This window comes from Cupriavidus sp. 8B (assembly GCF_054589115.1).
On sequence record NZ_BAAILO010000435.1, the window covers coordinates 79,963 to 102,468 of the forward strand.

Sequence of the window (22,506 nt, forward strand, 5' to 3'; positions counted from 1 at the left end):
CTTGCCAGGCTGGTAGACCTGGTCGAACGAGCCACCGTCGGCGAAGTGCGCCTTCTGCGCTTTCTGCCAGCCGCCAAAGGCCTCATCGATGGTGAACAGCTTGACCTTGGGGAAGTTGCTCGCATACTTGGCGGCAATCTTCTCCGAGATCGGGCGGTAGTAATTCTTGGCCGCGATTTCCTGGCCCTCGTCGGTGTACAGGAACTGCAGGTAGGCTTCCGCCACCTTGCGCGTGCCCTTCTTGTCCACCACCTTGTCCACCACCGCCACCGGCGGCTCGGCCAGGATGGAGATCGACGGCGCAACGATGTCGAACTTGTCCGGGCCCAGTTCCTTGATCGCCAGGATGGCCTCGTTCTCCCAGGCAATCAGCACATCGCCCAGGCCGCGCTCGACAAAGGTCGTGGTGGCGCCGCGGGCGCCGGAATCCAGCACCGGCACGTTCTTCAGCAGCTGACCGACGAACTCCTTGGCCTTCTGCTCGTTGCCGCCCGGCTGGCGCAGCGCATAGCCCCAGGCCGCCAGGTAGTTCCAGCGCGCGCCGCCCGAGGTCTTCGGGTTAGGCGTGATCACCTGCACGCCCGGCTTGACCAGGTCGTTCCAGTCCTTGATGCCCTTGGGGTTGCCCTTGCGCACCAGGAACACGATGGTCGAGGTATAGGGCGACGCATTGTGCGGCAAGCGCTTTTGCCAGTCCGGCTTGAGCAAGCCCTTCTCGGCGATGGCGTCGATGTCATAGCCCAGCGCCAGCGTGACCACATCCGCATCCAGCCCGTCGATCACCGAACGCGCCTGCTTGCCCGAGCCGCCGTGCGACTGGCGGATGGTCAGCGCGTCGCCGCCCTTGGCCTTCCACGCCTTGGCGAAGGCCGCATTCACGTCCACATACAGCTCCCGCGTGGGATCGTACGAAACGTTCAAGAGGGCGGTGTTGGCCCACGCGGTCTGGGTGGAACCGATGACGGCCAGTGCCGCGAGTCCGATGGCCAGCTTGCGAATCATGTGTCTTGCTCCCGTATTCTCGTCGTGAAATGGCGCGTTCGCGCCGCGTTTCATGGCCCTCCTTGCGTGGGAAGGCTTGTGTCAGGGAGGAAGACTACCGAGGGGGCTATGTGAAAGGAACGAATGGTTTCGCCGATCCTTGCACGTTTTCCGCATAAGAATTTGCGGAAATATGGGCATGCCGTAGGGGGATGGTCGAAGGTGCAGTCCTGCCGCGAATGATGTCCCAAAGACTGCTGCCGCACAGCGTAGGGCATCCGGGGCCTGCATGCGTCGCGTTCCCGCGATCCCGGCAGGCGCAGCATCGCCCCGTTCAACGTCACAGGCCCATCTGGCCCGCTCCCGGCAACAAGGAGAGGGTGCATGGGGGGCCCGCGTGCTACGGATAGCGCCGACGATTGGTCTTCAGGGCACCAATGCGTATAATTCTCATTTGCAATTGCCGTGTTGGCGAGAGCGCATCTCACCGTACCCCGGTGGGGCTGATCGTATTAGCGACGGATTTCAAACCTACACGACATGAAGAACTTGATCATTTATCTGACATTACTATCCGCTATCGGCGGCGCCCAATCATTTGCCAGCACAGATGTCGATCAAATTGACCGTGACAAGGAGAAACTGGCGAATGCCAATACTTTCTCGCTTGGCATGGTGGGATTCACTGGACATATCAGTGAAAACGAGAAGATTTATAGAAAGATACTAAAAAACCGCCCACACGGCTTGCCTTGCCCCATATGGGTAGAAACATGCAGCGCCTAAACTACGAGGGCGCTGGACAGAGGCCGCTTGCTTTTTGGAGGCATTCGTCCCCGTCAAAAAACCTGGCCCAGGGGAAGCTGCGGACCCAGCTGTGGTGGCACCTCGTGTGACCCCGCTTAGGAAATTGATCTGATCCGAGTCCCCGTCCTGCGTGCTCAACCCTCAGGAGGTGATCATGGCAAGACAATCCATCAAACCGGCGGGTCTGCCCGTTATCCATGACCGTGCCGCGGGCATCGATATCGGCGCACGATTCCATGTCGTCGCCGTTCCGCCCGAGTTGTGTGACGAGGCGGTGCAGACGTTCCAGGCCTTCACGGGTGATATTGAGCGGATGGCAGACTGGCTCGTGTCGATCGGCATCGAGACGGTGGCCATGGAATCCACTGGCGTGTACTGGGTGCCCGTGTACGAGTTGCTGCAGGCTCGCGGCATCGAAGTCATCGTCGCCAATGCGCGCGAGGCGCGCGCAGTACCCGGCCGCAAGAGCGACGTCAATGACGCGCAGTGGTTGCAACGACTGCATGCCTGTGGCCTGCTTCGCCCGAGTTTCCGGCCCGAACGTGACATCGCTGCGCTCAGGGCCTACCTGCGGCTGCGTGAACGACACCTTGACTACGCCGCTGCACACATCCAGCACATGCAGAAGGCACTGACCTTGATGAACCTACAGTTGCACCATGTGGTCAGCGATGTCACCGGCGTGACCGGGATGAGGATCATCCGCGCCGTCGTCGCTGGTCAGCGCGATCCAGACGTGCTCGCGACGATGCGCGACGTCCGCTGCAAGGCCAGCAACGAGATTGTGCGTGCAGCGCTGGTCGGCAACTACCAACCCGAGCACCTCTTCGCGCTCACACAAGCGCTGGCTTTGTACGACTTCTACCAAATGCGTCTCGCCGAATGCGATGGTCGGATCGAACGCACGCTGGCTGAGTTGAACGCCGACAAGCAAGACCCCGCCGAGCCCATGCCGAAGCCGCGACACAAGACAGTGCAGCCCAACGCCGTGAGCTTCGATACCCGGGGACCCCTGTATCAGCTTACAGGTGTAGACCTGACGCAGATTCATGGCATTGGACCCTACCTCGCACTGCGCTTGGTTGCCGAATGCGGGACCGACCTGAGTAAATGGCCGACGGCCAAGCACTTCACGTCATGGTTGACCTTGGCGCCCGGATGCAAAATCAGCGGCGGCAAGGTGCTGTCGGCACACACCCGCAAGACGACCAACAGAGTAAGTGCGCACCTGCGGCTTGCCGCCGTCACCGTCGGTCGAACGAACACCTCGCTCGGCGCCTTCTATCGACGCCTGGCGGCCCGCGTGGGCAAGGCCAAGGCCGTAACGGCGACAGCACGCAAGATTGCGGTCCTGTTCTACAACGCAATGCGGTTCGGCATTCGTTACCAAGATCCTGGTGCAGACCACTATGAACGTCGGTACCGAGAGCGGGTCATCAAGCAACTGCATCGCCGCGCGGCGGAGTTCGGCTTTACCCTCCAAGAGGCAACCGTGCAGGGTGTTTCTTAGGAACAGGGAGGCGAATGAGATCTTCAAGGAAATAATAAGATCCAAAGAATCTACCAATGAAGCAAAACTCTATGCCGCGTGCGGACTCCGCACGTTATCCCCGTCCCTATTCAAGAAGGCAGCATCCGACATTCTTCCAAATGGCGGTTCAGCCAGCGTATTGAGAGCAGACATTCTCAACAAGGAGAAAATGACCGACCTGATCGAATCAATCGACAAAAACGGCTGCAATCAACTTGGCAAACAATAAAATCACAAAATATGTAAACCATCGAAATTTGCAGCCTCCATTTGTCGTTCACCATGGAGGCCCGTTTGTGTCAGCCTGCAAGACTATCAACCTGCGCCCTTCACGCGGGCCGGCCACTGGCCATCGGCGATCAGCGACCGGACCGTATCCATCAGCAGGTCCAGTACGGCCGAGACGGCGATCGACAGCGGCATGGTGGCGGACCGGCACAGATAGACGGGGCGCGATATGCTCGGATGTGTGATCCGCGCCGCGGACAGCAAGCCATTGCGCAACTCGGCGCAGACCGATGCGTAGGAAAGGATCGTGCACCCCACGCCTTGCGCGGCGAGATTGATGAGCTGCGGAATGGCATTCACCTCTGCCAGTACCGAGAGCTCGACATGATGCGCGCGCAGATAGTCATCGATCAATGCGCGCAAGCCATGCTCGGCCGCAGGCAGGATCATGGGGAAGCGGTGAAGGTCCTTGAACCGGACTGCTTTGGTCAGTTCTGCTCCGGTCTTGCGGGCATCGGCGAACTGCCCCGGTGGCGCCAGCAAGACGAGATCCTCGTCGACAACGTGCTCGAACAGCAGGCCGGAGCCGGCATCCGCCTGGAAGGTCAGGCCAAGGTCGATGCGCCCGCTCAGCAGGTGATCGGGGATATACCCGGTGCTTAGCTCGACCACCTGCAACTTGACCTTTGGCCAGCGCCGGATGGCTTCGCGCACCAGCGGCACGGTCAGTATCTTCGCCATGGATTGAGGCAGGCCGATTGCTACCCTGCCGGCCGGATCGGTCATCAGGTCACGTACGTCCTCGCACGCGACGTCGAGCCGCTTGAGGATATCCCTGGCGTGGCTCTCGAATCTCAGCCCCGCGGCGGTCGGGACAACGCCCTTGTGGCTGCGCATGAAGAGAGCAACGCCCAGATCCTGTTCGATGTGCTTGATCTGCAGGCTCAGCGCCGGCTGCGCCAGATGCATGTTCTCCGCGGCCCGGGAAATCGATCCCGCCGATACCACGGCCAGAAAGCACCTGAGTCCACGTATATCGATCGACATAAGCCAGTCTCCGCATGCCGCGCCACGGGGCCCGCCGGTCGGCGGCACGGTGGCAAGATGGCTGGGTATATCACAGATATATAGTCAGTATCAAATATCTATCTTGGACATATAGCCTGCGGCCGGCCATAGTGACGCCAGCTTCCGCGCACCGCACGCGGATTCCAAGACAGATGATCCACGGAGACACCATGGCACTCAGCCGCCGTACATTCCTGACGGGCGCCGCCGCATCCTTGCTCACCCGCCCGCTCCTTGCGGATCAATGGCCGTCGCGACCGGTCAAGCTTGTCGTCCCGTTCGCCGCGGGTGGCCCCGGGGACTTCGTGGCACGCCTGATTGCCATACCGCTGGGCAACCGGCTCGGCCAGCCAGTGGTGGTCGAGAACAAGCCCGGCGCCGGCGGCAATCTCGGCACGCAGACTGTGCTCGACGCCAACGCCGACGGCTATACGCTGCTGCTGAACACGGTCGGCATGCACGCCGTCAATCCGCTGCTGTTCCCCGACTTGCGCTTCCGCCCGCAACGCGACCTGGTGGCCATCGGCGTGGTGGCGACGGTGCCGAACGTGCTGGTGGTGCACCCGAGCAAGCTGGGCGTCAACACCCTTGCGGGCCTGGTGCGCATCGGCAAGCAGCGGCCGAACAATCTCACCTACGCCACCTTCGGCGCCGGCAGCTCGCCGCATATCTATGGCGCGCTCCTGCAGAAGGAGGCGGGCTTCAGCGCGGTGGCCGTGCCCTACAAGGGCAGCGCGCCGGCAAGCACCGATGTCATGGCCGGGAATGTGGATTTCCTCTTCGACAGCATGACCACCTCCATCGGCCAGATACAGGGCGGCAAGCTCAAGGCGCTGGCGATCACCGCCGCTGCGCGCTCGCCCCTGCTGCCGGATGTGCCGACGCTGCAGGAAGCCGGCTATCCCGCGCTGGACCTGAAGTTCTGGCTGTCCCTGCAGGCCAGCGCGAAGACGCCGCCCGCCCTTGTCGAGAAGCTGCGCCAGGCCGTGGCGCAAAGCGCAAGCGATCCGGGCTATGGCAGTGCGCTGATTGCACGCGGGGCGGAGCCGTTTCACATGGCGCCCGCCGATTTGCAGGCCTATGTGAATCGCGACGCAGCGCGATGGACGGCCCTGGCCCGGTCCATCGACATCAAGCCCGAGTAGCCGCCCGGCTTCCCATTGCGACAACACGACGGCGGACTTGCACCCGCAAGCCTGGGCGGAGTCCGCCGTCGACCTGTTTCGGAGACACATTCATGATCGCATTGCAGGGCATTCGCGTCCTCGATCTGAGCAAGGTGCTGGCCGGCCCCTTGTGCGGGCAGTACCTGGGCGAACTGGGCGCCGAGGTCATCAAGGTCGAACCGGTCGGCAGCGGCGACGATACGCGCGCCTGGCTGCCGCAGGACCGCGGGCAGTCCGCCACCTTCCTGGCCGTCAACCACAACAAGCGCAGCCTCGCCGTCGACCTCAAGACCAGCGAAGGCAGGCAGATCGTGCAAGCGCTGGCGGCCAAGGCGGACGTCGTGCTGCAAGGCTTCGGCGGCGGCGCCGCCGCCAGGCTCGGCGTGGACTACGACACGCTGTCCGCGCTGAACCCGGCGCTGATCTACTGCGAGATTTCCGGCTACGGCCGCTCGGGGCCCCTGGGCCAGGAGCCCGGCTACGACGTCATGCTGCAGGCATTCAGCGGCATGATCAGCACCATGGGCCAGCCCGGCGGGCAGCATGCACGCGCCAGCTTCTCTCCGGTCGACCTTGGCACCGGCATGCATGCGTTCAGCGGCATCCTGGCCGCGCTGATCGAGCGGCAGAAGACAGGCCGCGGCATGCACCTGGAGGTGTCCCTGCTGGATACGGCCATGGGTTTCATGGGCTATCTCGCCCAGACCTACTGGCTCAGCGGCAAGGTGCCGCGGCCTATGGGCACCGCGCATCCGGCCATGGCGCCCTACCAGGTGTTCGACGCAGCCGACGGGCCGGTGATGATCGGCGTGGGCAACGACGCGCAGTGGCGGCGCTTCTGCCCGGTCGCCGGGCTGCAGGATGTCGTCGACGCGCCGCGCTTCGCTACCAACGCAGCTCGCGTCGCGCACTTCGCCGAGACGGTCGAGATGGTCCAGGCGCGCATCCGTACCCAGCCGGTTGCATACTGGCTGGACGCGCTGCGCAAGGCGGGCGTGGCCTGCTCCCCGATTCATACGCTGGACCAGGCGCTGGAACACCCGCAAGTGGCCGAGCGCGCGCTGATCGCCGAATCCGAGCATCCGGTGCTGGGCAAGGTGCGGAATATGGGCTTGCCCGTTCGCTTTCGCGGCGGCAGCCGGCAAGCGCACCGCGCGCCGCCTTTGCTGGGCCAGCACACGGACGAGATCCTGTTGCAGGCGGGCTACACGCCCGAGTCCATCGAACAATTCAAGGCGCGCGGCGTGGTTGCCTGCGCCGAAGCCAATGACACCCACGGCCTGTCCACGGCCGCATGAATCCAGGAATAGCCATGCCGTCAGTCAAGTATGAAGTACGCGACAGGGTCGCCGAGATCCTCCTCGATAGCGCGCCCGTCAATGCCCTGAACGAGGCCATGATCGACGATTTGCTGCTCGCGCTGCGGCGCGCGGCCCAGGATGATTCGGTCAGGGCCGTCATACTGGGCAGCGCCCTGCCCCGGCGCTTCTGCGCCGGCCTGAGGCTGGATGCGCTGCATGGCGCGCCGCCGGCGCGGGTCCACGGCCTGGTCGACAAGCTGTACAACGAACTGTGCGACGCGCAATTCCACCTCGGCAAGCCGTCCATTGCCGCCGTGAACGGCACCGCCCGCGGCGGCGGCATGACGCTGGCTATCTCCTGCGACATGATCGTCGCCGCCGACACGGCCACCTTCGGCTACCCGGAAATCGACGTCGGGCTGACTCCCGCCATCCACTACACCCACCTGCCACGCGTGATTGGCCGCCACCGCGCGTTCGACCTGCTTTTCACCGGACGCGCGTTCGACGCCGCCGAGGCCATGTCCCTCGGGCTGGTCAGCCGCGTGGTGCCCGAGCAGGACGTCATGCGCGAGGCCAGGGCGCTTGCCCAGACGCTGTGCGCGAAATCGCCCGTCGTCGTCAGGATGGGACGCAAGGCCTTCATGCACGCCAATGACAACGGCTACCGGCGCGGCGTCGCCTCGGCAGTCGAGAGCTTCGGCAATGTGGTGGCGACGGACGACGCGAGGGAAGGCATCGCCGCGTTCGTGGAGAAGCGCAAGCCATCCTGGCAAGCCTGATCTTCCCTCTCAACGCTTGCCCATGGCTTCCAGCTCGTGATCCAGACTGCTGCGGGCGCCGGACTCTTTCCGCATATGGTCGAGGAATCCCTGAAGGGCTTCATCGACCAGAGCAGCCGCTTCCTGCATCCCGTCTTTGTCGGCGATACCCTGTACACCACGCTGGAAGTCAGCGAGCTCGCGCCGAACCGGAGTACCGGCGTGCTGGCCATGCGTACAACCGTGCATAACCAGTCCGCGGTGCTCGTGCTGGAAGGCACGCAGCGCTACCTGCTGAAGAAGCGCCAGCCGGACTAGGTTCCTGCTGCAACCTGGAGTCCAGGGCCAGCGGTGCTCTCCTTGCGGCACCAGGGGAGGCAGCCACACCTGCCGCGCGCTCCCTGGGCCGCCGTGGCTACCCGGCGGTACAATTGCGCCGGTCTCGCTCACCCATCACACCGACACGGGATTGTGCTGCCCTTGCCTGCCGCCTTTGGGGTGGCGCAGCGCCGGCAACATCTCGGAAGGCTCCGGCCGGTGCGTGTAGTCAGGATTGACCTCGGCATAGAGGATGGTCCCATCTTGCCCGATCACGTAGCGCGCCGGCATCGGCAGCGTCCAGCTCGCGTCGCCGTTGAAGGCCGGCAGGTCGTTCTTCAGTTGCTTGTACAGGTCCACCAGATAGTCCGGCAGTGCGAAGCGCAAGCCAAACGCGGCAGCCACGTCGTTATGCGTGTCGCTGAGGATGGGGAAGCTCAGCTTGTTGGTGCGCACGGACTTGCGGCTATTGACCGCGTTCTGCGGCGAAATGGCCACCACGCTGGCGCCGGCTTCCCTGAACGCCGGCGCGGCCTCTTCCAGCGCCTGCAGTTCCATATTGCAATACGGGCACCACACCCCGCGGTAGAAGCTGACGATGAGAGGCCCTTGCGCCAGCAGTGCCTCCGAGGAAACCGGTGCGCCCTCCGGGTCCGTCAGCGTGAAGACGGGCGCCTTGTCCCCCGCCTTCAGCGCGCGGCCTGCTTGTCCCGAGGCAATCAGTTCAGCGGTGGCCCGCTCCATGATGGGATGGATTTCCTGTGGTGCGAAATACGGCGCCTTGCCGGCCTTGAAGTCCGCCTTGAAGGCGTCGAGTTTTTGCTGCAGTGACATGATGACTACTCCATCTGATCCAAGTAAGCTGCTCGATGCGAAGGTGCACGTTGCTGGAATCATGTTCGGTCAAGCCGCTTCAAGGCGGTAGGCGAGCCGCGGGAATATGATTCATTCTTTTGAGGCATAACCCGGCGGCAATCCAATGAGAGGAAACACATCGTGGACAGGATGACTGCCATGGAAACATTCGTTGCCGTCATCGAGGCAGGCTCTTTCTCGGGCGCCGCGCGGCTGTTGAAGGTCGGGCAGCCCTCCGTATCGAAGTCGGTCGCACAGCTGGAAGACCAGCTTGGCGTGCGGCTGCTCGTGCGGTCCACCCGCGGCCTGTCGCCGACCGAAGCAGGAAAGAATTTCTACGAGCACGCCAAGCGCGCGATCGAGGAAGCGGATGCGGCGGAGCACGCGGCGAGGGGCTCGGGCGCCAGTCTGTCCGGCCGCCTGCGCGTGACCGCGGCCGTCACCTTTGCGCGGCTGCATATCGTCCCGCACCTCAAAGCCTTCCTGGCCGAGCACCCGCAACTGGTGGTGGACGTGCTGCTGGAGGATGGCAATATCGACCTGCTCGAGCATGGGGTGGATGTCGCCCTGCGCATGGGCGCGCTGCGAGATTCGGCCATGACCGCCAGGAAGATCGCGCAAAGCCGGCGGGTCGTGGTCGGCACGCCACGCTACTTCGCCGCTGCCGGTGAGCCAAAGGTGCCCGCCGACTTGCTCGCGCATGAGGCCATCGTCTACGACCGCGAGGGCGGCGGCGACGCCTGGGCATTCCACCGGGGCGGCGCCGAGGTATCCGTCGAGGTATCCGGCCGCTTGCGGGTCACGGCCGCCGAGGGCGTGCGCGCCGCGGTGCTCGCGGATATCGGCGTGGCGATCGGCTCCGAATGGATGTTCGCGCCGGAACTGGCCAGCGGCGAAGTCAGGCAGGTGCTCGCCGAATGGACGCTGGCACCGGTCGACCTGTGGGCGGTATTTCCGACCGGCCGCATGGCCAGCGCGAAGGTCAAGGCTTTTGTCGCGTTCGTGGAAGCGGCACTGCGCCGCGACATCGCTTAGCGGGGGGCAAGCAGGCTAGTCCGCGTGAAATTCTGGCAGGACTTCGGCGGCCAGTTCTTCGATCACCTCTTGCGGCGCGCGTTCGGACGCTTGCAGATTCAGCGATACATGATGCGTGCCGCTGCCGCGCATGTCCCTCAGCAACTCCCTCAGTCCATTTCGCCCGGTGCGATAGCCAAGTGGCAACGTGGTAGGCGGCTCGCCGGCATCGGCGCTCAGGTCCAGTTGCATCGCCACGCCAAAGGCGCGGAACTGCCCGGGCGCGGCACGCTCAACCGCCGTGCGCCACATGCGATAGCGCTCCCGCTGCACCGTGGGCTCGCGGTGATAGGTCATCCAGCCGATGGCATGGCGCGCGATCCAGTCGACGCTTTGCCCGCCCGAGCCCACGGCCAGCAAGGGAATGGGCGCGGGGAGCCTGGGGAGCAGGAAAAACTCGGGCGTGTCTTCATGGACCTGATCCGGGATCACCCGGGAAAGCTCTCCCACCGCCGCCGCCACCGTCTCCCAGTGACGCAGGTACAAATCGCGCCGTGCGGCCGTAGCCTGCCCAAACGCAGCGTACTCGGCAGGACGGTCGCCAGAGCCCAGGCCGAGCACGAAGCGGCCCTGCGACAACGCGCTGACTGAAATCGCCCCTTTGGCGACATGCAGCGGATGCCGCAGCGTCAGCACGATGGCGCCGCTCACCAGCGCGATGCGCTCGGTCTGGCTGGCCAGCGCGCCAAGGAACACCCAGGGATCGAGATGCCCGACCGGGTCCGGGTAGTCGGCGCTGTTCAGCGGCACGTCGCGCACCCACAGCGCGCGGAAGCCGAGCGCGTCGGCGACCTTGGCCAGCGCCACCTGCTCGCGGAAGTCCGCGACGAACTGGCCGGGTTGCAGCATCGGCAAGGTCAGGCCGAGCGAGAGGTGGCCTTCCTGGAACAGGCGGTCTTGCACGGCAGCGTTGTGCGGCGAAGGGGCTTGTGTCTGAGGCATTCGGGTCCTCCGGATGGACTTGCGGGTCGCTGGCCCGTCTGCGGGGACCGTCCGGCATATTAGCAGTCGCCACGCGCTGGCCGCTGCGCACAACCGGGTGAGCCGGGCGGATAAGAACCCATAGCGCCGGGCGGACAAGCGGCAAAGAAAAAAGCCCGCCCCACTTGCGTGGCGCGGGCCAAGTTTCCGTATGCTGGAAACGGGTAGACAAGTCATGAAGAGCGCCCCCGCATCTCCATGACGGAAACCATCTTAGCGGGGCGCACCATTCTGGTTCTTGACCCATGTCAAATGGGCGCCCGGTTTGTGCAAAGGAGGTACGGCGGATGTATGGAGTTTGTATGGATTCGCCAGCGTCAGGTCTGGTCAAGTCAAGTCAAGTCAAGCCAGGTCAGGTCAGGTCAGGTCAGGTCATCGAGCTTGACCGCAAAGCCGCGCTGCACGCCGGGACGCGCAAACAGGGCGTCATACCACCGCTTGACATTGGGGAACGCCTCCAGCGGGACCTGATGGCGCTCGTGGCGCCACGCCCAGCCCAGAATCGCGAAATCCGCCACGGACAGGTCGCCGGCCACGTATTCCACCTCCGCCAGGCGCCGGTCCAGCACGCCGTAGAGGCGCCGCGTTTCTTCCGAATAGCGCTTAAGCCCATAGTGCCGGTCGGCCTCCGGCTCGACCGTGCGGAAGTGATGCACCTGGCCCGGCATGGGCCCGAAGCCGCCCATCTGCCACATCAGCCACTCCAGCACCGGCACGCGCTCACGCAGGCTCGCGGGCAGGAACTTGCCGGTCTTCTCGGCAAGGTAAAGCAGGATCGCGCCGGATTCGAAGACGCTGATCGGTTGTCCATCGGGGCCATCGGCATCGACGATGGCCGGGATCCGGTTGTTGGGGCTGATGCGCAGGAAATCCGGCTGGTGCTGCTCGCCCTTGGTGATGTTCACCGTCTTGACGGTATAAGGCAGCGCCATTTCCTCGAGCGCGACGCTGATCTTGCGTCCGTTCGGCGTGTTCCAGGTGTGCAGGGTGATAGTCATGGGAATCGGTCCGTGATGAAGGTATCCAGGCTCAGCTTAGCGGCGCCGCGACATACTGGCGGAAGCCGGCACGCTCGGCAACGCGCGCATACCAGCGCTCGATATGGCGCAGTGCGGGACGGTCGATCTGGCCGTCCAGGCCGAACCAGCGGCGCGCGTAGGCGCCCAGCACCAGGTCGGCGAGCGTGAAGACGCCGCCTTCCATATAGTCGCGCCCTTCCAGGTGCTGGTCGAGCATCCGCCACAGTCCCGCCACCACGCCGGCTTCGGCGGTGAGGCGAGCCACATCGCGCTCGGCGGCGGGCGTGCGCACAAAGCCCCAGAAGACCGGCCGTTCCGCCGGCTGCAAGGTCGACAGCGACCAGTCCAGCCAGCGGTCCACGCTGGCGCGCACCTTGGGCGCGGCCGGGTACAGCGCGCCTGCCTTGCCATATTCCATGGCGAGGTAGCGCAGGATGGAATTCGACTCCCACAGCACAAAATCGCCATCGATGATGGTCGGGACGCGCCCGTTAGGATTCATGGCGAGATAGTCGGGCTCGTAGTTGCCGCCGAATTGCATGCCGGCGTCGATCCGCTGGAACGGCAAGCCAAGTTCTTCGCAAGCCCACAGTACTTTCTGCACATTGACCGAATTCGCACGGCCCCAGATCGTCAGCATTCGATGCGTCCCCGTTGAAGATTCCCGCGTTTCGCGGAAGCCTTCAACGATACACCAAGGCGCGGATCGGGGCCTCGGCGTCGCTCGGCCGGATCACTACCGCTGCGGCATGTCCGCGGCCGAGTAACCCAGGCTGACCGTGGCGTCCTGCGGAATCGGCGGCATGCCCGCATTCCACGCCAGCCACGCCTCGCGCATCGCCGCCAGCCGCTGGGGCTCGCGTTTTGCCAGGTTGGCGCGCTCGCGCTCATCGCGGCTGAGATCGAACAGGTACTCGTGTCCGTCCACCTGCAGGTACTTCCAGTCGCCGTCGCGCAGCGCGCGCTGGTCGCGGTGGTTCATGCGCCAGTGCAGCGGACGGTGGAAGCGGTGCGCCGCATCGCGCAGCAACGGCATCAGCGACACGCCGTCGAGCGGGTAGCCGGCATCGGCCTGCACGCCCGCCGCGTCCAGCATCGTGGCCGACCAGTCCATCGTCATGCAGTGCTGCGCGCTGGCGCCACCCGGCGCGATCACCGCGGGCCAGTGCGCGATCCACGGCACGCGGATGCCCCCCTCGGTCAGGTCCATCTTGCCGCCCACCAGCGGCCAGTTGTCCGAGAAGCGCTCGCCGCCGTTGTCACTGGTGAAGACGATCAGCGTGTTGTCGAGCTGGCCGAGCTGGCGCAGCGCCCGCACCAGCCAGCCGATGCCCTCATCCATGTGGCCGATCATGCGCCGGTAAGTGTGGATGTTGCCGCCGTCGAGATGGAAGAGGTTGTTGCTGACCTGCGGCGCCAGCGCGGCGTCGTCGCGGGTTTCCCACGGCCAGTGCGGCGCGGTGTAGTGCAGGCTCAGGAAAAACGGTGCGCCCTGCCCGCTCATGCGCGTCACGTAATCCACCGTGCGCCGCGACAGCAGATCGGTCAGGTAGCCGGCCTCCTGGTGCTCCGCGTCGTTGTGCCACAGGTCGTGGCGGCCGCTGGAATCGCAGTGCGTGAAGTAATCGACACCGCCCGCCATGGGCCCGAAAAACTCCTGGTAGCCCGACAGCAGCGGCCCGAACGCCGGTGCAAAGCCCAGGTGCCATTTGCCGATCAGCGCCGTGCGGTAGCCCTGCGCCTGCAGCAGCGAGGGCAAGGTGGGATGCGCCGGCGGCAGGCCCAGCGTGTTGTTGCCGCGGCTCTTGCTGTTGATCGGCTCCTCCGCCGCGCCGCGCAGCCGGTACTGATAGCGCGCCGTCATCAGCGCAAAGCGCGTGGGAGAGCACACCGGCGAGTTGGCATAGCCCTGCGTGAGCATCAGGCCGTTGGCGGCCAGGCTGTCGAGCACCGGAGACACCGGCACGCGCCCGCCATAGCAGCCCAGGTCCGCATAGCCGAGGTCGTCGGCGACGATATAGATCAGGTTCGGTTTCATTCGACCTTCATGCCGGTAGCGACGATGAGTTGACGATAACGATCGGACAGTTCCGACAAGCGCCGCGCGGCGGCCGCGCCCGTGACGCCTTCGGGCTGCAGGTCCAGCGCCTGCATGCGTGCCTGCACATCCGGCCGCGCCAGCGCATCGCCGATGGCACGCTCAAGCACGCGCACCACCGGCTCGGGCGTGGCCGCCGGCACCATCGCCACATACAGTACCTCATGCTCCAGGTCCTTCATGCCCAGCTGCGCCACGGTGGCGATGCCCGGCGCCAGCCGCGAGCGCTGGCGGCTGGTCACCGCCAGCGCCGTCACCTTGCCCGCCTTGACGAAGGGCAGCATGCTGGGCGTGGCCAGGAAGCCGCCATCCACCTCGCTGCCCACCACAGCGGTCACCGCCGGCGTGCTGCCCTTGTAAGGCACATGGTTCAGCCTGAGGCCGGTGGCGCGCTGGAACTCCTCGATGGCCAGGTGGCCCGGGCTGCCGCTGCCGCCGGAGCTGAAGTTCAAGCGCTTCGCCTTGGCCTGCTTGACCAGGTCCGGCAAGGAGGCGATGCCCGACGACGGGGACGTGCCTACCAGCAAACCCGAACTGGCCAGGATCATCAAGGGCTTGAGCTCGCCGGGCCGGAACGGCATGGTGCTGTAGATATGCGGGTTGACGGTAAAGGTGGTATCGATGCCGAACAGCACCGCGTAGCCATCGGCCGGGCTCTTGGCCACCGCGCCCGCGCCCAGGTTACCGCCCGCCCCCGGCTTGTTCTCGACCACAAAGGCCTGCTTGAGCTCGCCCTGCAGCACCTCGGCCACCGAGCGGGCCAGCAGGTCGGACGGGCCGCCCGGCGGGAACGCGTTGACGAAGCGCACCGGCTTGGCCGGATAGCGCTCCTGGGCGTGCGCCGCGAGTCCCGGCGCGCAGAGCAGCAGCGCAAGGGTTGCGGCCCGCAGCGGGGCGGAAAGGCGATGGAACATGGCGTGGTCTCCGTTGTTATGATGGCGCCGGCTGGCACCAGCTTGCTGGCGCCAACGTGCCGCACAACTGTACGTGCCATGCCATCGATTGTTCTAATCAATCATTCCCGGACCCATCGCCAGTCCATCGCGGCTAGCCGGCCACGCCCGGATGGACAGGTTGCACGCGATGTCGCGTGCAACGCTCCGCTGCAGCCGAAGCGTCGGGCCTGAATCGCAAGTGCCTTGCGCTGCCCAAGCCAGGCACTATCCTTATCGATACAGCCCGTGGCGGGCCTGTTCGATGAGCGTCACCCCACATGAAACAGATCAAGAGCATCCTGGTAGCCAATCGCGGCGAGATCGCCATCCGCATCATGCGGGCGGCCAGCGAGCTGGGCATTCGTACCATCGCCATCTACTCGAACGAGGACCGCTTCGCGCTGCATCGCTTCAAGGCGGACGAAAGCTACCTGGTCGGCAAGGCGATGAAGCCCACCCAGGCCTATCTGTCCGTGCCCGAGATCCTGCGGGTGGCCAAGCATGCGGGGGTCGATGCCATTCACCCCGGCTACGGCTTCCTGAGCGAGAACCCGGACTTTGCCCAGGCCTGCGCCGCGCATGGCATCGTCTTTATCGGGCCGGAGCCGGAAGTCATGCGCACGCTAGGCAACAAGATCGCCGCCAGGCAGGCGGCGCAGCGCGCCGGCGTGCCCGTGATGCCTGCCACGCCCGCACTCACGGGCAGCCTGGACGATGCACTCGCCGCTGCCGAGGCGATCGGCTATCCCGTGATGCTCAAGGCAAGCTGGGGCGGCGGCGGGCGCGGCATGCGCGTGATCGAGAGCGCGGACGACCTGCGCGCCCAGCTCGACGTGGCACGCCGCGAAGCGCTGACGGCCTTCGGCAACGACGAGGTGTACCTCGAGAAGCTGGTGCGCCAGGCGCGCCACGTTGAAGTCCAGCTGCTGGGCGACACCCATGGCAACCTCGTCCACCTGTTCGAGCGCGACTGCTCGATCCAGCGCCGGCACCAGAAGGTGGTGGAGCGCGCGCCGGCGCCCTATCTCGATCCGGCCCAGCGCGAGGCGCTGTGCCAGGCCGCGCTGCGCCTGGGGCGCGAGGTATCCTACACGCACGCAGGCACCGTCGAGTTCCTGATGGATGTGGAGACCTCGGCGTTCTACTTCATCGAGGTGAATCCCCGGATCCAGGTGGAGCACACGGTGACGGAGCAAGTGACCGGCATCGACCTGATCAAGGCGCAGATCAAGGTGTCGGAAGGCGCGCGCATCGGCGACGCTGCGTCCGGCGTGCCGCTGCAGGCCGGCATCGAAGTGCGCGGCCACGCGCTGCAGTGCCGCGTCACCACCGAGGACCCGGAGAACGGCTTCAACCCCGACTATGGCCGGCTGACCGCCTACCGCACCGGCGCCGGCTTCGGCATCCGCCTGGATAGCGGCACCGCGTATGCCGGCGCGGTCATCACGCCCTACTACGACTCCCTGCTGACCAAGGTGACCGCATGGGCGCCAACGGCCGATGAAGCGGCCCAGCGGATGCTCCGTGCCCTGCGCGAGTTCCGTGTGCGCGGCGTCTCGACCAACCTGCGCTTTCTGGAGAATGTGGTCTCCCACCCGAAGTTCGCCGCTGGCGACTACACCACCCGCTTCATCGACACCGAAGCCAAGCTGTTCCGCTTCACGGCGCGCAAGGACACCGCGACCAAGCTGCTGCAGTTCATCGGCGAGACCACCGTGCACGGCAGCCCCGAGATGCGCGGCCGCACCGCGCCGGCCGGCACGTTCGGGCCGCCGCGCCTGCCGGTGGATGCCGGTACCCCGCCCGTCCAGGCCGGATTGCGCCCCTTGCTCAAGCAGCTTGGCCCGGAGAAGTTCGCGGCGTGGATGCGCGAGCAGAAAGCTGTCCTGCTGACCGACACCAGCATGCGCGACGCGCACCAGTCGCTGTTTGCAACCCGCATGCGCACCTGCGACATGGCGCAGATCGCGCCGCACTACGCGGCCAAGCTGCCGGGGCTGTTCTCGGTGGAGTGCTGGGGCGGCGCGACCTTCGACGTCGCCATGCGCTTTCTCAAGGAGGATCCATGGCAGCGGCTCGAGAAGCTGCGCAGCGCCATGCCGGACATGTTGCTGCAGATGCTGCTGCGCGCGAGCAACGCCGTGGGCTACACCAACTATCCGGACAACGTGGTCCGTCATTTCGTGCAGCAGGCCGCGGCCACCGGCATCGACCTGTTCCGGGTCTTCGACTCGCTCAACAGCGTCGACAATATGCGCGTCGCCATGGAGGCCGTGCGCGAATCCGGCGCCCTGTGCGAAGGGGCGATCTGCTATACGGGCGACCTGTTCGACGCGTCACGCCGGTACACACTTCCCTACTATCTCAAGATGGCGAAGGAACTGGAAAGCGCGGGCGCGCACATCATCGCCATCAAGGACATGGCCGGGCTATGCCGGCCGGCAGCGGCGAAAGCGCTGGTCAGCGCGCTGAAACAGGAGACCGGCCTGCCGATCCACTTCCATACGCACGACACCAGCGGCATTGCCGCCGCCAGCGTGCTCGCCGCGATCGACGCCGGCGTGGATGCGGTGGACGGCGCCATCGATGCGCTGAGCGGCCTGACCTCGCAGCCCAACCTGGGTTCGATCGTCAGCGCGCTGCATGGCACCGAGCGCGCCCCGGCGGTCTTGCCCGCGGCCATCCAGGAAATCTCCCGCTATTGGGAAGACGTGCGGGCGTATTACGCGCCCTTCGAATCCGAGATGCGTGCCGGCACGTCCGACGTCTATCTGCATGAAATGCCCGGGGGCCAGTACACCAACCTGCGCGAACAGGCCCGGGCCATGGGCCTGGAGCCACAATGGGCCCGCGTGGCGACGACCTATGCCGAGGTCAACCAGCTCTTCGGGGATATCGTCAAGGTCACGCCCACCTCCAAGGTCGTGGGCGACATGGCGCTCTATATGGTGGCCAACAACCTCAGCGCCGACATGGTGCTGGCACCGGACAGCAACATCCAGTTCCCCGACTCCGTCGTCTCCCTGTTTCGCGGTGACCTGGGCTTCCCCGAGCAGGGCTTTCCGCGGGCGCTGCAGGACAAGGTGCTCAATGGCATGGCGCCGCTCACGGCACGCCCCGGCGCCGTCATGCCGCCGGCCGACATGGAAGCCGCGCACGCGGCGGTACAGGCGCTGCTCGGCCATGCGCCGACGGAGAACGACATCTCCGCCTACCTGATGTACCCCAAGGTGTTCGCCGACTTTGCGCATGCGCGCAAGACCTACGAGGACGTATCGGTGCTGCCCACCCCGGTGTTCTTCTACGGCATGCAGGAAGGCGAGGAAGTCGCCGTCGATATCGCCCAGGGAAAGACGCTGATCGTCCGCCTGCTGGGCAAGTCCGTGGCGGACGACGACGGGCAGGTAAAGCTGTTCTTCGAGCTCAACGGCCAGCCCAGGCTGGTGCGCGTGGACGCCACCCGGGACGGCGGCGGCAAGCGGCGGCGCGCGCCCGCCGAGGAAGGCAATCCCCTGCATGTGCCGGCCCCCATGCCCGGCGCGGTCGCCTCGGTCTGCGTCAAGGCCGGCGACATCGTCAAGGCAGGCGCCACCCTGCTCTCGCTCGAAGCCATGAAGATGGAAATGACCATCCAGGCCGAAGCCGACGGCGTGGTCGAGATGGTCCATGTCAAGCCGGGAGACCTGGTGGAAGCCAAGGACCTGCTGGTGGCGATGAAGCCGGCTTAGCGCGCATCGCCGACGCGCCTGCCTAAGCCCTGGCCTTTCGCAATCGCGCCGTGGCTTTCCTGGCCGAAAGCGCGGCGATGACGTTGGCCACCATCGGGTTCTCCCGCGTGGTCGACCAGGCCATGGCGGTCGTCACGACGTTCACCGCTTCCTTCAGCGGCCGGACCACCACATTGTCCGGCGCGGCCTTCTTCAAGGACGCGGGAACGAGCGCGATCCCCTGCCCGCATCCGACGAAGGCGATCTGCGAAGACACCGTGCGCACCTGGTGCAGCACCCGCGGCGAGAAGCCCGCGGTGCGGCAGGTCGCGATGAGGCTGTCGTAGTAGACCGGGCTGACCTGCCTGGCAAACATCACGAACTCCTCATCGGCCAGCGCCGCCAGCCTGATGCGGGGCACCTCGGCCAGTGCGTGCGCCCGTGGCAGCGCAACCGCCAAGCGGTCCTGCTTGAGAGGAATGGACTGGATCGACGGGCCCAGTTCCCCTTCAAGACGCGCGAAGGCCAGATCGACGTCGCCACGCTCCAGCGCGGGCACCGCGTCGACGCTGTCGATCTCCGTCACGGAAATGGTCAGCTGCGGGTACTCGGCCTTGAGATGGTCGATCAGCGCAGGCAGCGTGTCCAGCATCGCGGACGAGATCGCGCCGATCGTCAAGAGCCCGGTCTGGCCATGCACGGCTTCCCGTACCGCCACGTCGAGCCGCTCCAGCTGTTCCGCGAGCTTTTGCACGGCCGGCAGCAGCGCGGCGCCGACCGGCGTGAGCTGCGCGCCACGCCGCGAGCGCTCGAAGAGCTTCACCTTGAGTGCCTGCTCCAGTATCTGGATCTGCTCGGTGACGGGCGGCTGGGACATGCCCAGCCGCTTGGCGGCACGCCCGAAATGCTGCTCCTCGGCAACAGCCAGGAACACCCAGAGGTGACGGACAAGCCGGAAATTGATCATGGTTGCCTTGATAGGTTTTACATATTGATAGGTTACCGGATTCGGAATTTACATATCCATCTCTATCGCCGAAAGTGGAAACCTGGCAACCCGAATCGCAGGCTCGAAATGACCTCCCCCACCTTGCTCGACCGCCTCGCCGCACTCGATACCAACACGGTGTCGGATGCCCTCGATTTCCTAAACCTTCCTGGCGCAACCTTTGGCATTCGCCCGCTCTGGGACTGCGCGAAGATCGTTGGCCGGGCCAGCACCATCCAGTTGGGCCGCAAGACGGATGCCAAGCCGACGGTGCACCTGATCACCCCGGTCGTCGCCGGGATCCAGGCCGATGACCGCGTGCTTGTGATTGCCGGCGGCATCGATGGCGTCTCTTGCTGGGGCGACATCCTGGCCAATGCCGCCACCGCCAGGCAGGTGCGAGGCTCCGTGATCGACGGCCTGAGCCGCGACATCGAAGGCAGCGAATCCATCGGCTATCCCGTGTTCGGGCGTGGCGTCACCATGATCAGCGCTCGCAACCGGATCGTGCAGGTGGGCTCCGGCGAGCCTGTCAACTTCGCTGGAGTGGTTGTTCATCAGGATGACTACGTGATCGCCGATCGTTGCGGCACGGTATTCGTGGCGGCCGCGCGCATCGAAGCAGTCGTGGCGCTTGGCGAACGCATAGCACACCGCCAGGACTTGATGGTCAAGGCCGTGCGCGCCGGACGTTCGGTCGCTGAAGTCATGCATGACAAGGAATTCGACGCCATCCACAGTGGAGATGCCAAATGAATGCAGCAGACAAAGAACTATCGGCCTTGTTCGCAGGCCTGGACACCCCCGGCGTGTCCGACGCCATGGACAAGCTGGGCCTGCCCGGCCAGTGCCTGGGCATTGCGCCGCTGGACAACTACACCCAGGTCGTCGTCGGGCCCGCCTACACCGTCAGGTACGTGTCCGCCAGCACGCCGCCGGGCACGGTCGGCGACTTCATCGATGACGTGGCCGAAGGCGATGTGGTGGTGATCGACAACGACGGCCGCACCGACTGCACGGTCTGGGGCGACATCATGACCCAATATGCCGGCGCGCGGAGGATCGCGGCCACCGTTATCGACGGTGTGTGCCGTGATGTGGCCAAGGCGCTCGGCGACGGGTATCCGCTGTTCACGCGCGGCCGCTTCATGCGCACCGGCAAGGACCGTGTACAGGTCGAAGCAATCAACGCGCCGGTCTCCATCGGCACGGCCCGCGTCTGTGCCCGCGATATCGTCGTTGCGGACGCCAACGGGGTGGTCGTCGTCCCGCGCGACCGGGCCCGCGAGGTTGCCGAACTGGCCCGCCAGATCGAGTCCGTGGAAGCGCGGATTCGCGAGCACATCGCCAATGGGAAGACCCTCGGGGAAGCCCGCGCGGCATTGGGCTACCACACGCTGCAAAGGAAAGCCTGATGACAACCGCTGCACAGCGCCTGAATGAGAACCTGGCCAGCGCCCAACCCTCTGCCACTTACCGGATGATGGACCGCGTGGCGGCCAAGCGCGCATCCGGCGCAAAGGTGATTTCGCTCAGCGCGGGCGAGCCGGACTTCGATACGCCGGTGCATATCTGCAACGCCGCGGTCGACGCGATTCGCCAGGGCCACACCCGGTACACGCAGGTCGCCGGCCTGCGCACCCTGCGCGAAGCCGTTGCCGCCAAGTTCAGGCGCGAGAACGGGCTCGACGTGGACTGGCGGGACACCATTGTCTGCAGCGGCGGCAAGCAGGTGATCTACAACGCCCTGGCGGCGACCCTGAACGAGGGCGACGAGGTCATCGTGCCCGCGCCTTACTGGGTCAGCTACCCGGAGATGGTCCAGCTTTGCGGGGCGCACCCCGTGGTGGTGTCATGCGATGCGGACGTCGGATTCAAGCTGACGCCGGCCGTCCTCGCCGCGGCGATCGGCCCGAAGACGCGCTGGCTCATCCTGAATTCCCCCGCCAACCCCACAGGGGCCGTCTATACGCGCGGCGAACTGGCAGCGCTTGCCGAGGTACTGCTTGCGCACCCGCATGTGTTGATCCTGTCGGATGACATCTATGAGCATCTGACCTTTGACGGCGAGCGCTTCCATACCCTTGCAGCGGTCGAGCCGCGCCTGGCGGCGCACACGCTGACGATGAACGGCGTGTCCAAGGCCTATGCCATGACCGGCTGGCGCATTGGCTTTGGCACGGGCCCGCGCTGGCTGCTTGAGGCCATGGAAAAGCTCCAGGGCCAGCAGACTTCCGGCGCCAGCTCCATCTCCCAGCACGCCGCGCTGGCGGCGCTTGACGGGCCGCAGGCGTTCATCGCCCAGACGCGGCGCGTATTCGAGGCGCGGCGCAACCTGATGGTCGAGCTGCTCAACGAGACACCGGGGATTTCCTGTGCGGTGCCGAGCGGCGCGTTCTATGCATTCGCCTCCTGCGCAGGGCTTCTCGGCCGGCGAACGCCGGCCGGCACGTTGCTGAACACGGACGAGGATGTTGCGCTTGCGCTGCTGGACGAGGCCAACGTGGCGGTCGTGCACGGCGGTGCCTTCGGCCTTGCGCCCTACATCCGCGTTGCCTACGCGCTGGACACCGAGTCACTGCGCCAGGCATGCCAGGCGATCCAGCGGTTCTGCGCGGCGCTGAGCGATTGAACCGATTGAGTAGCAGGCAGCGTAGCGCCGCATGCCGGCGCTACGCTGCCTCCGAT

The 22,506-nt window shown here is 65.5% G+C and carries 19 protein-coding genes and 1 pseudogene; 11 read left to right on the forward strand and 9 right to left on the reverse strand.

What is annotated here, in order from left to right:
• On the reverse strand, positions 1 to 1,002 hold a 1,002-nt coding region (locus ACYP5B_RS42600; RefSeq protein ID WP_459573611.1), incomplete at its 3' end, for a sulfate ABC transporter substrate-binding protein.
• A gap of 519 nt (positions 1,003 to 1,521) precedes the next feature.
• Between ACYP5B_RS42600 and ACYP5B_RS42605 the strand changes: the two genes are divergently transcribed.
• Together ACYP5B_RS42605 and ACYP5B_RS42610 are read left to right on the forward strand one after the other, a co-directional pair.
• Complete coding sequence (locus ACYP5B_RS42605; RefSeq protein ID WP_459573612.1) at positions 1,522 to 1,767, forward strand: hypothetical protein; 246 nt, start codon at positions 1,522 to 1,524, stop codon at positions 1,765 to 1,767.
• 175 nt (positions 1,768 to 1,942) lie between these two features.
• Positions 1,943 to 3,298, forward strand: coding sequence for an IS110 family RNA-guided transposase (locus ACYP5B_RS42610; protein ID WP_459573613.1), 1,356 nt, complete (start codon positions 1,943 to 1,945; stop codon positions 3,296 to 3,298).
• A gap of 336 nt (positions 3,299 to 3,634) precedes the next feature.
• Here ACYP5B_RS42610 and ACYP5B_RS42615 read toward each other — a convergent pair whose 3' ends face one another.
• Complete coding sequence (locus ACYP5B_RS42615; RefSeq protein ID WP_459573614.1) at positions 3,635 to 4,594, reverse strand: LysR family transcriptional regulator; 960 nt, start codon at positions 4,592 to 4,594, stop codon at positions 3,635 to 3,637.
• Between the two features lie 191 nt (positions 4,595 to 4,785).
• On the opposite strand from ACYP5B_RS42615, the gene ACYP5B_RS42620 reads away from it, so the two are divergent.
• From ACYP5B_RS42620 to ACYP5B_RS42635, 4 genes and pseudogenes are all read left to right on the forward strand, one after another.
• Entirely contained in the window at positions 4,786 to 5,760 is a 975-nt protein-coding gene (locus ACYP5B_RS42620; RefSeq protein WP_459573615.1) for a Bug family tripartite tricarboxylate transporter substrate binding protein, read from the forward strand.
• Positions 5,761 to 5,852: 92 nt separating this feature from the next.
• Entirely contained in the window at positions 5,853 to 7,079 is a 1,227-nt protein-coding gene (locus tag ACYP5B_RS42625) for a CaiB/BaiF CoA transferase family protein (protein WP_459573616.1), read from the forward strand.
• A gap of 14 nt (positions 7,080 to 7,093) precedes the next feature.
• Positions 7,094 to 7,864 (forward strand): enoyl-CoA hydratase/isomerase family protein, encoded by a 771-nt coding sequence (locus tag ACYP5B_RS42630; RefSeq protein ID WP_459573617.1) that lies wholly within the window; start codon positions 7,094 to 7,096, stop codon positions 7,862 to 7,864.
• 15 nt (positions 7,865 to 7,879) lie between these two features.
• Positions 7,880 to 8,161, forward strand: a pseudogene (locus tag ACYP5B_RS42635) (MaoC family dehydratase); the annotation flags it as partial.
• Between the two features lie 135 nt (positions 8,162 to 8,296).
• Here the strand turns inward: ACYP5B_RS42635 and ACYP5B_RS42640 are convergent.
• Entirely contained in the window at positions 8,297 to 8,995 is a 699-nt protein-coding gene (locus ACYP5B_RS42640) for a peroxiredoxin-like family protein (protein ID WP_459573618.1), read from the reverse strand.
• Between the two features lie 162 nt (positions 8,996 to 9,157).
• On the opposite strand from ACYP5B_RS42640, the gene ACYP5B_RS42645 reads away from it, so the two are divergent.
• A complete protein-coding gene (locus ACYP5B_RS42645; protein ID WP_459573619.1) occupies positions 9,158 to 10,051 on the forward strand; it encodes a LysR family transcriptional regulator in 894 nt (297 codons plus the stop codon).
• A gap of 15 nt (positions 10,052 to 10,066) precedes the next feature.
• On the opposite strand, the gene ACYP5B_RS42650 is transcribed toward ACYP5B_RS42645, so the two are convergent.
• From ACYP5B_RS42650 to ACYP5B_RS42670, 5 genes are all read right to left on the reverse strand, one after another.
• Complete coding sequence (locus ACYP5B_RS42650) at positions 10,067 to 11,032, reverse strand: LLM class oxidoreductase (RefSeq protein ID WP_459573620.1); 966 nt, start codon at positions 11,030 to 11,032, stop codon at positions 10,067 to 10,069.
• A gap of 401 nt (positions 11,033 to 11,433) precedes the next feature.
• A complete protein-coding gene (locus ACYP5B_RS42655) occupies positions 11,434 to 12,069 on the reverse strand; it encodes a glutathione S-transferase family protein (RefSeq protein ID WP_318235591.1) in 636 nt (211 codons plus the stop codon).
• 31 nt (positions 12,070 to 12,100) lie between these two features.
• The gene (locus ACYP5B_RS42660) at positions 12,101 to 12,730 is read right to left on the reverse strand and encodes a glutathione S-transferase family protein (protein ID WP_459573622.1); all 630 of its coding nucleotides are present in this window, start codon (positions 12,728 to 12,730) and stop codon (positions 12,101 to 12,103) included.
• Positions 12,731 to 12,826: 96 nt separating this feature from the next.
• Positions 12,827 to 14,128 carry a sulfatase family protein gene (locus ACYP5B_RS42665; RefSeq protein WP_459573623.1) on the reverse strand — a complete coding sequence of 434 codons (1,302 nt, stop codon included), beginning with the start codon at positions 14,126 to 14,128 and terminating at the stop codon, positions 12,827 to 12,829.
• A complete protein-coding gene (locus ACYP5B_RS42670; RefSeq protein ID WP_459573624.1) occupies positions 14,125 to 15,102 on the reverse strand; it encodes a Bug family tripartite tricarboxylate transporter substrate binding protein in 978 nt (325 codons plus the stop codon). Before ACYP5B_RS42670 ends, ACYP5B_RS42665 begins: the two co-directional genes overlap by 4 nt.
• Before the next feature lie 299 nt (positions 15,103 to 15,401).
• On the opposite strand from ACYP5B_RS42670, the gene ACYP5B_RS42675 reads away from it, so the two are divergent.
• Complete coding sequence (locus ACYP5B_RS42675; RefSeq protein WP_459573625.1) at positions 15,402 to 18,851, forward strand: pyruvate carboxylase; 3,450 nt, start codon at positions 15,402 to 15,404, stop codon at positions 18,849 to 18,851.
• Between the two features lie 22 nt (positions 18,852 to 18,873).
• Here ACYP5B_RS42675 and ACYP5B_RS42680 read toward each other — a convergent pair whose 3' ends face one another.
• Positions 18,874 to 19,797: a LysR family transcriptional regulator gene (locus ACYP5B_RS42680; protein WP_400091161.1), complete on the reverse strand. Its 924-nt coding sequence runs from the start codon at positions 19,795 to 19,797 to the stop codon at positions 18,874 to 18,876.
• Positions 19,798 to 19,905: 108 nt separating this feature from the next.
• On the opposite strand from ACYP5B_RS42680, the gene ACYP5B_RS42685 reads away from it, so the two are divergent.
• From ACYP5B_RS42685 to ACYP5B_RS42695, 3 genes are read left to right on the forward strand one after another with little or no spacing between them, the layout of a single operon-like run.
• On the forward strand, positions 19,906 to 20,574 hold the full coding sequence (locus ACYP5B_RS42685) for an RraA family protein (RefSeq protein WP_459573685.1): 669 nt from the start codon (positions 19,906 to 19,908) through the stop codon (positions 20,572 to 20,574).
• On the forward strand, positions 20,571 to 21,233 hold the full coding sequence (locus tag ACYP5B_RS42690) for an RraA family protein (RefSeq protein WP_459573626.1): 663 nt from the start codon (positions 20,571 to 20,573) through the stop codon (positions 21,231 to 21,233). The genes ACYP5B_RS42685 and ACYP5B_RS42690 overlap by 4 nt, the downstream gene beginning before the upstream one ends.
• Positions 21,233 to 22,450, forward strand: coding sequence for a pyridoxal phosphate-dependent aminotransferase (locus tag ACYP5B_RS42695; RefSeq protein ID WP_459573627.1), 1,218 nt, complete (start codon positions 21,233 to 21,235; stop codon positions 22,448 to 22,450). Before ACYP5B_RS42690 ends, ACYP5B_RS42695 begins: the two co-directional genes overlap by 1 nt.
• Positions 22,451 to 22,506: the final 56 nt, after the last annotated feature.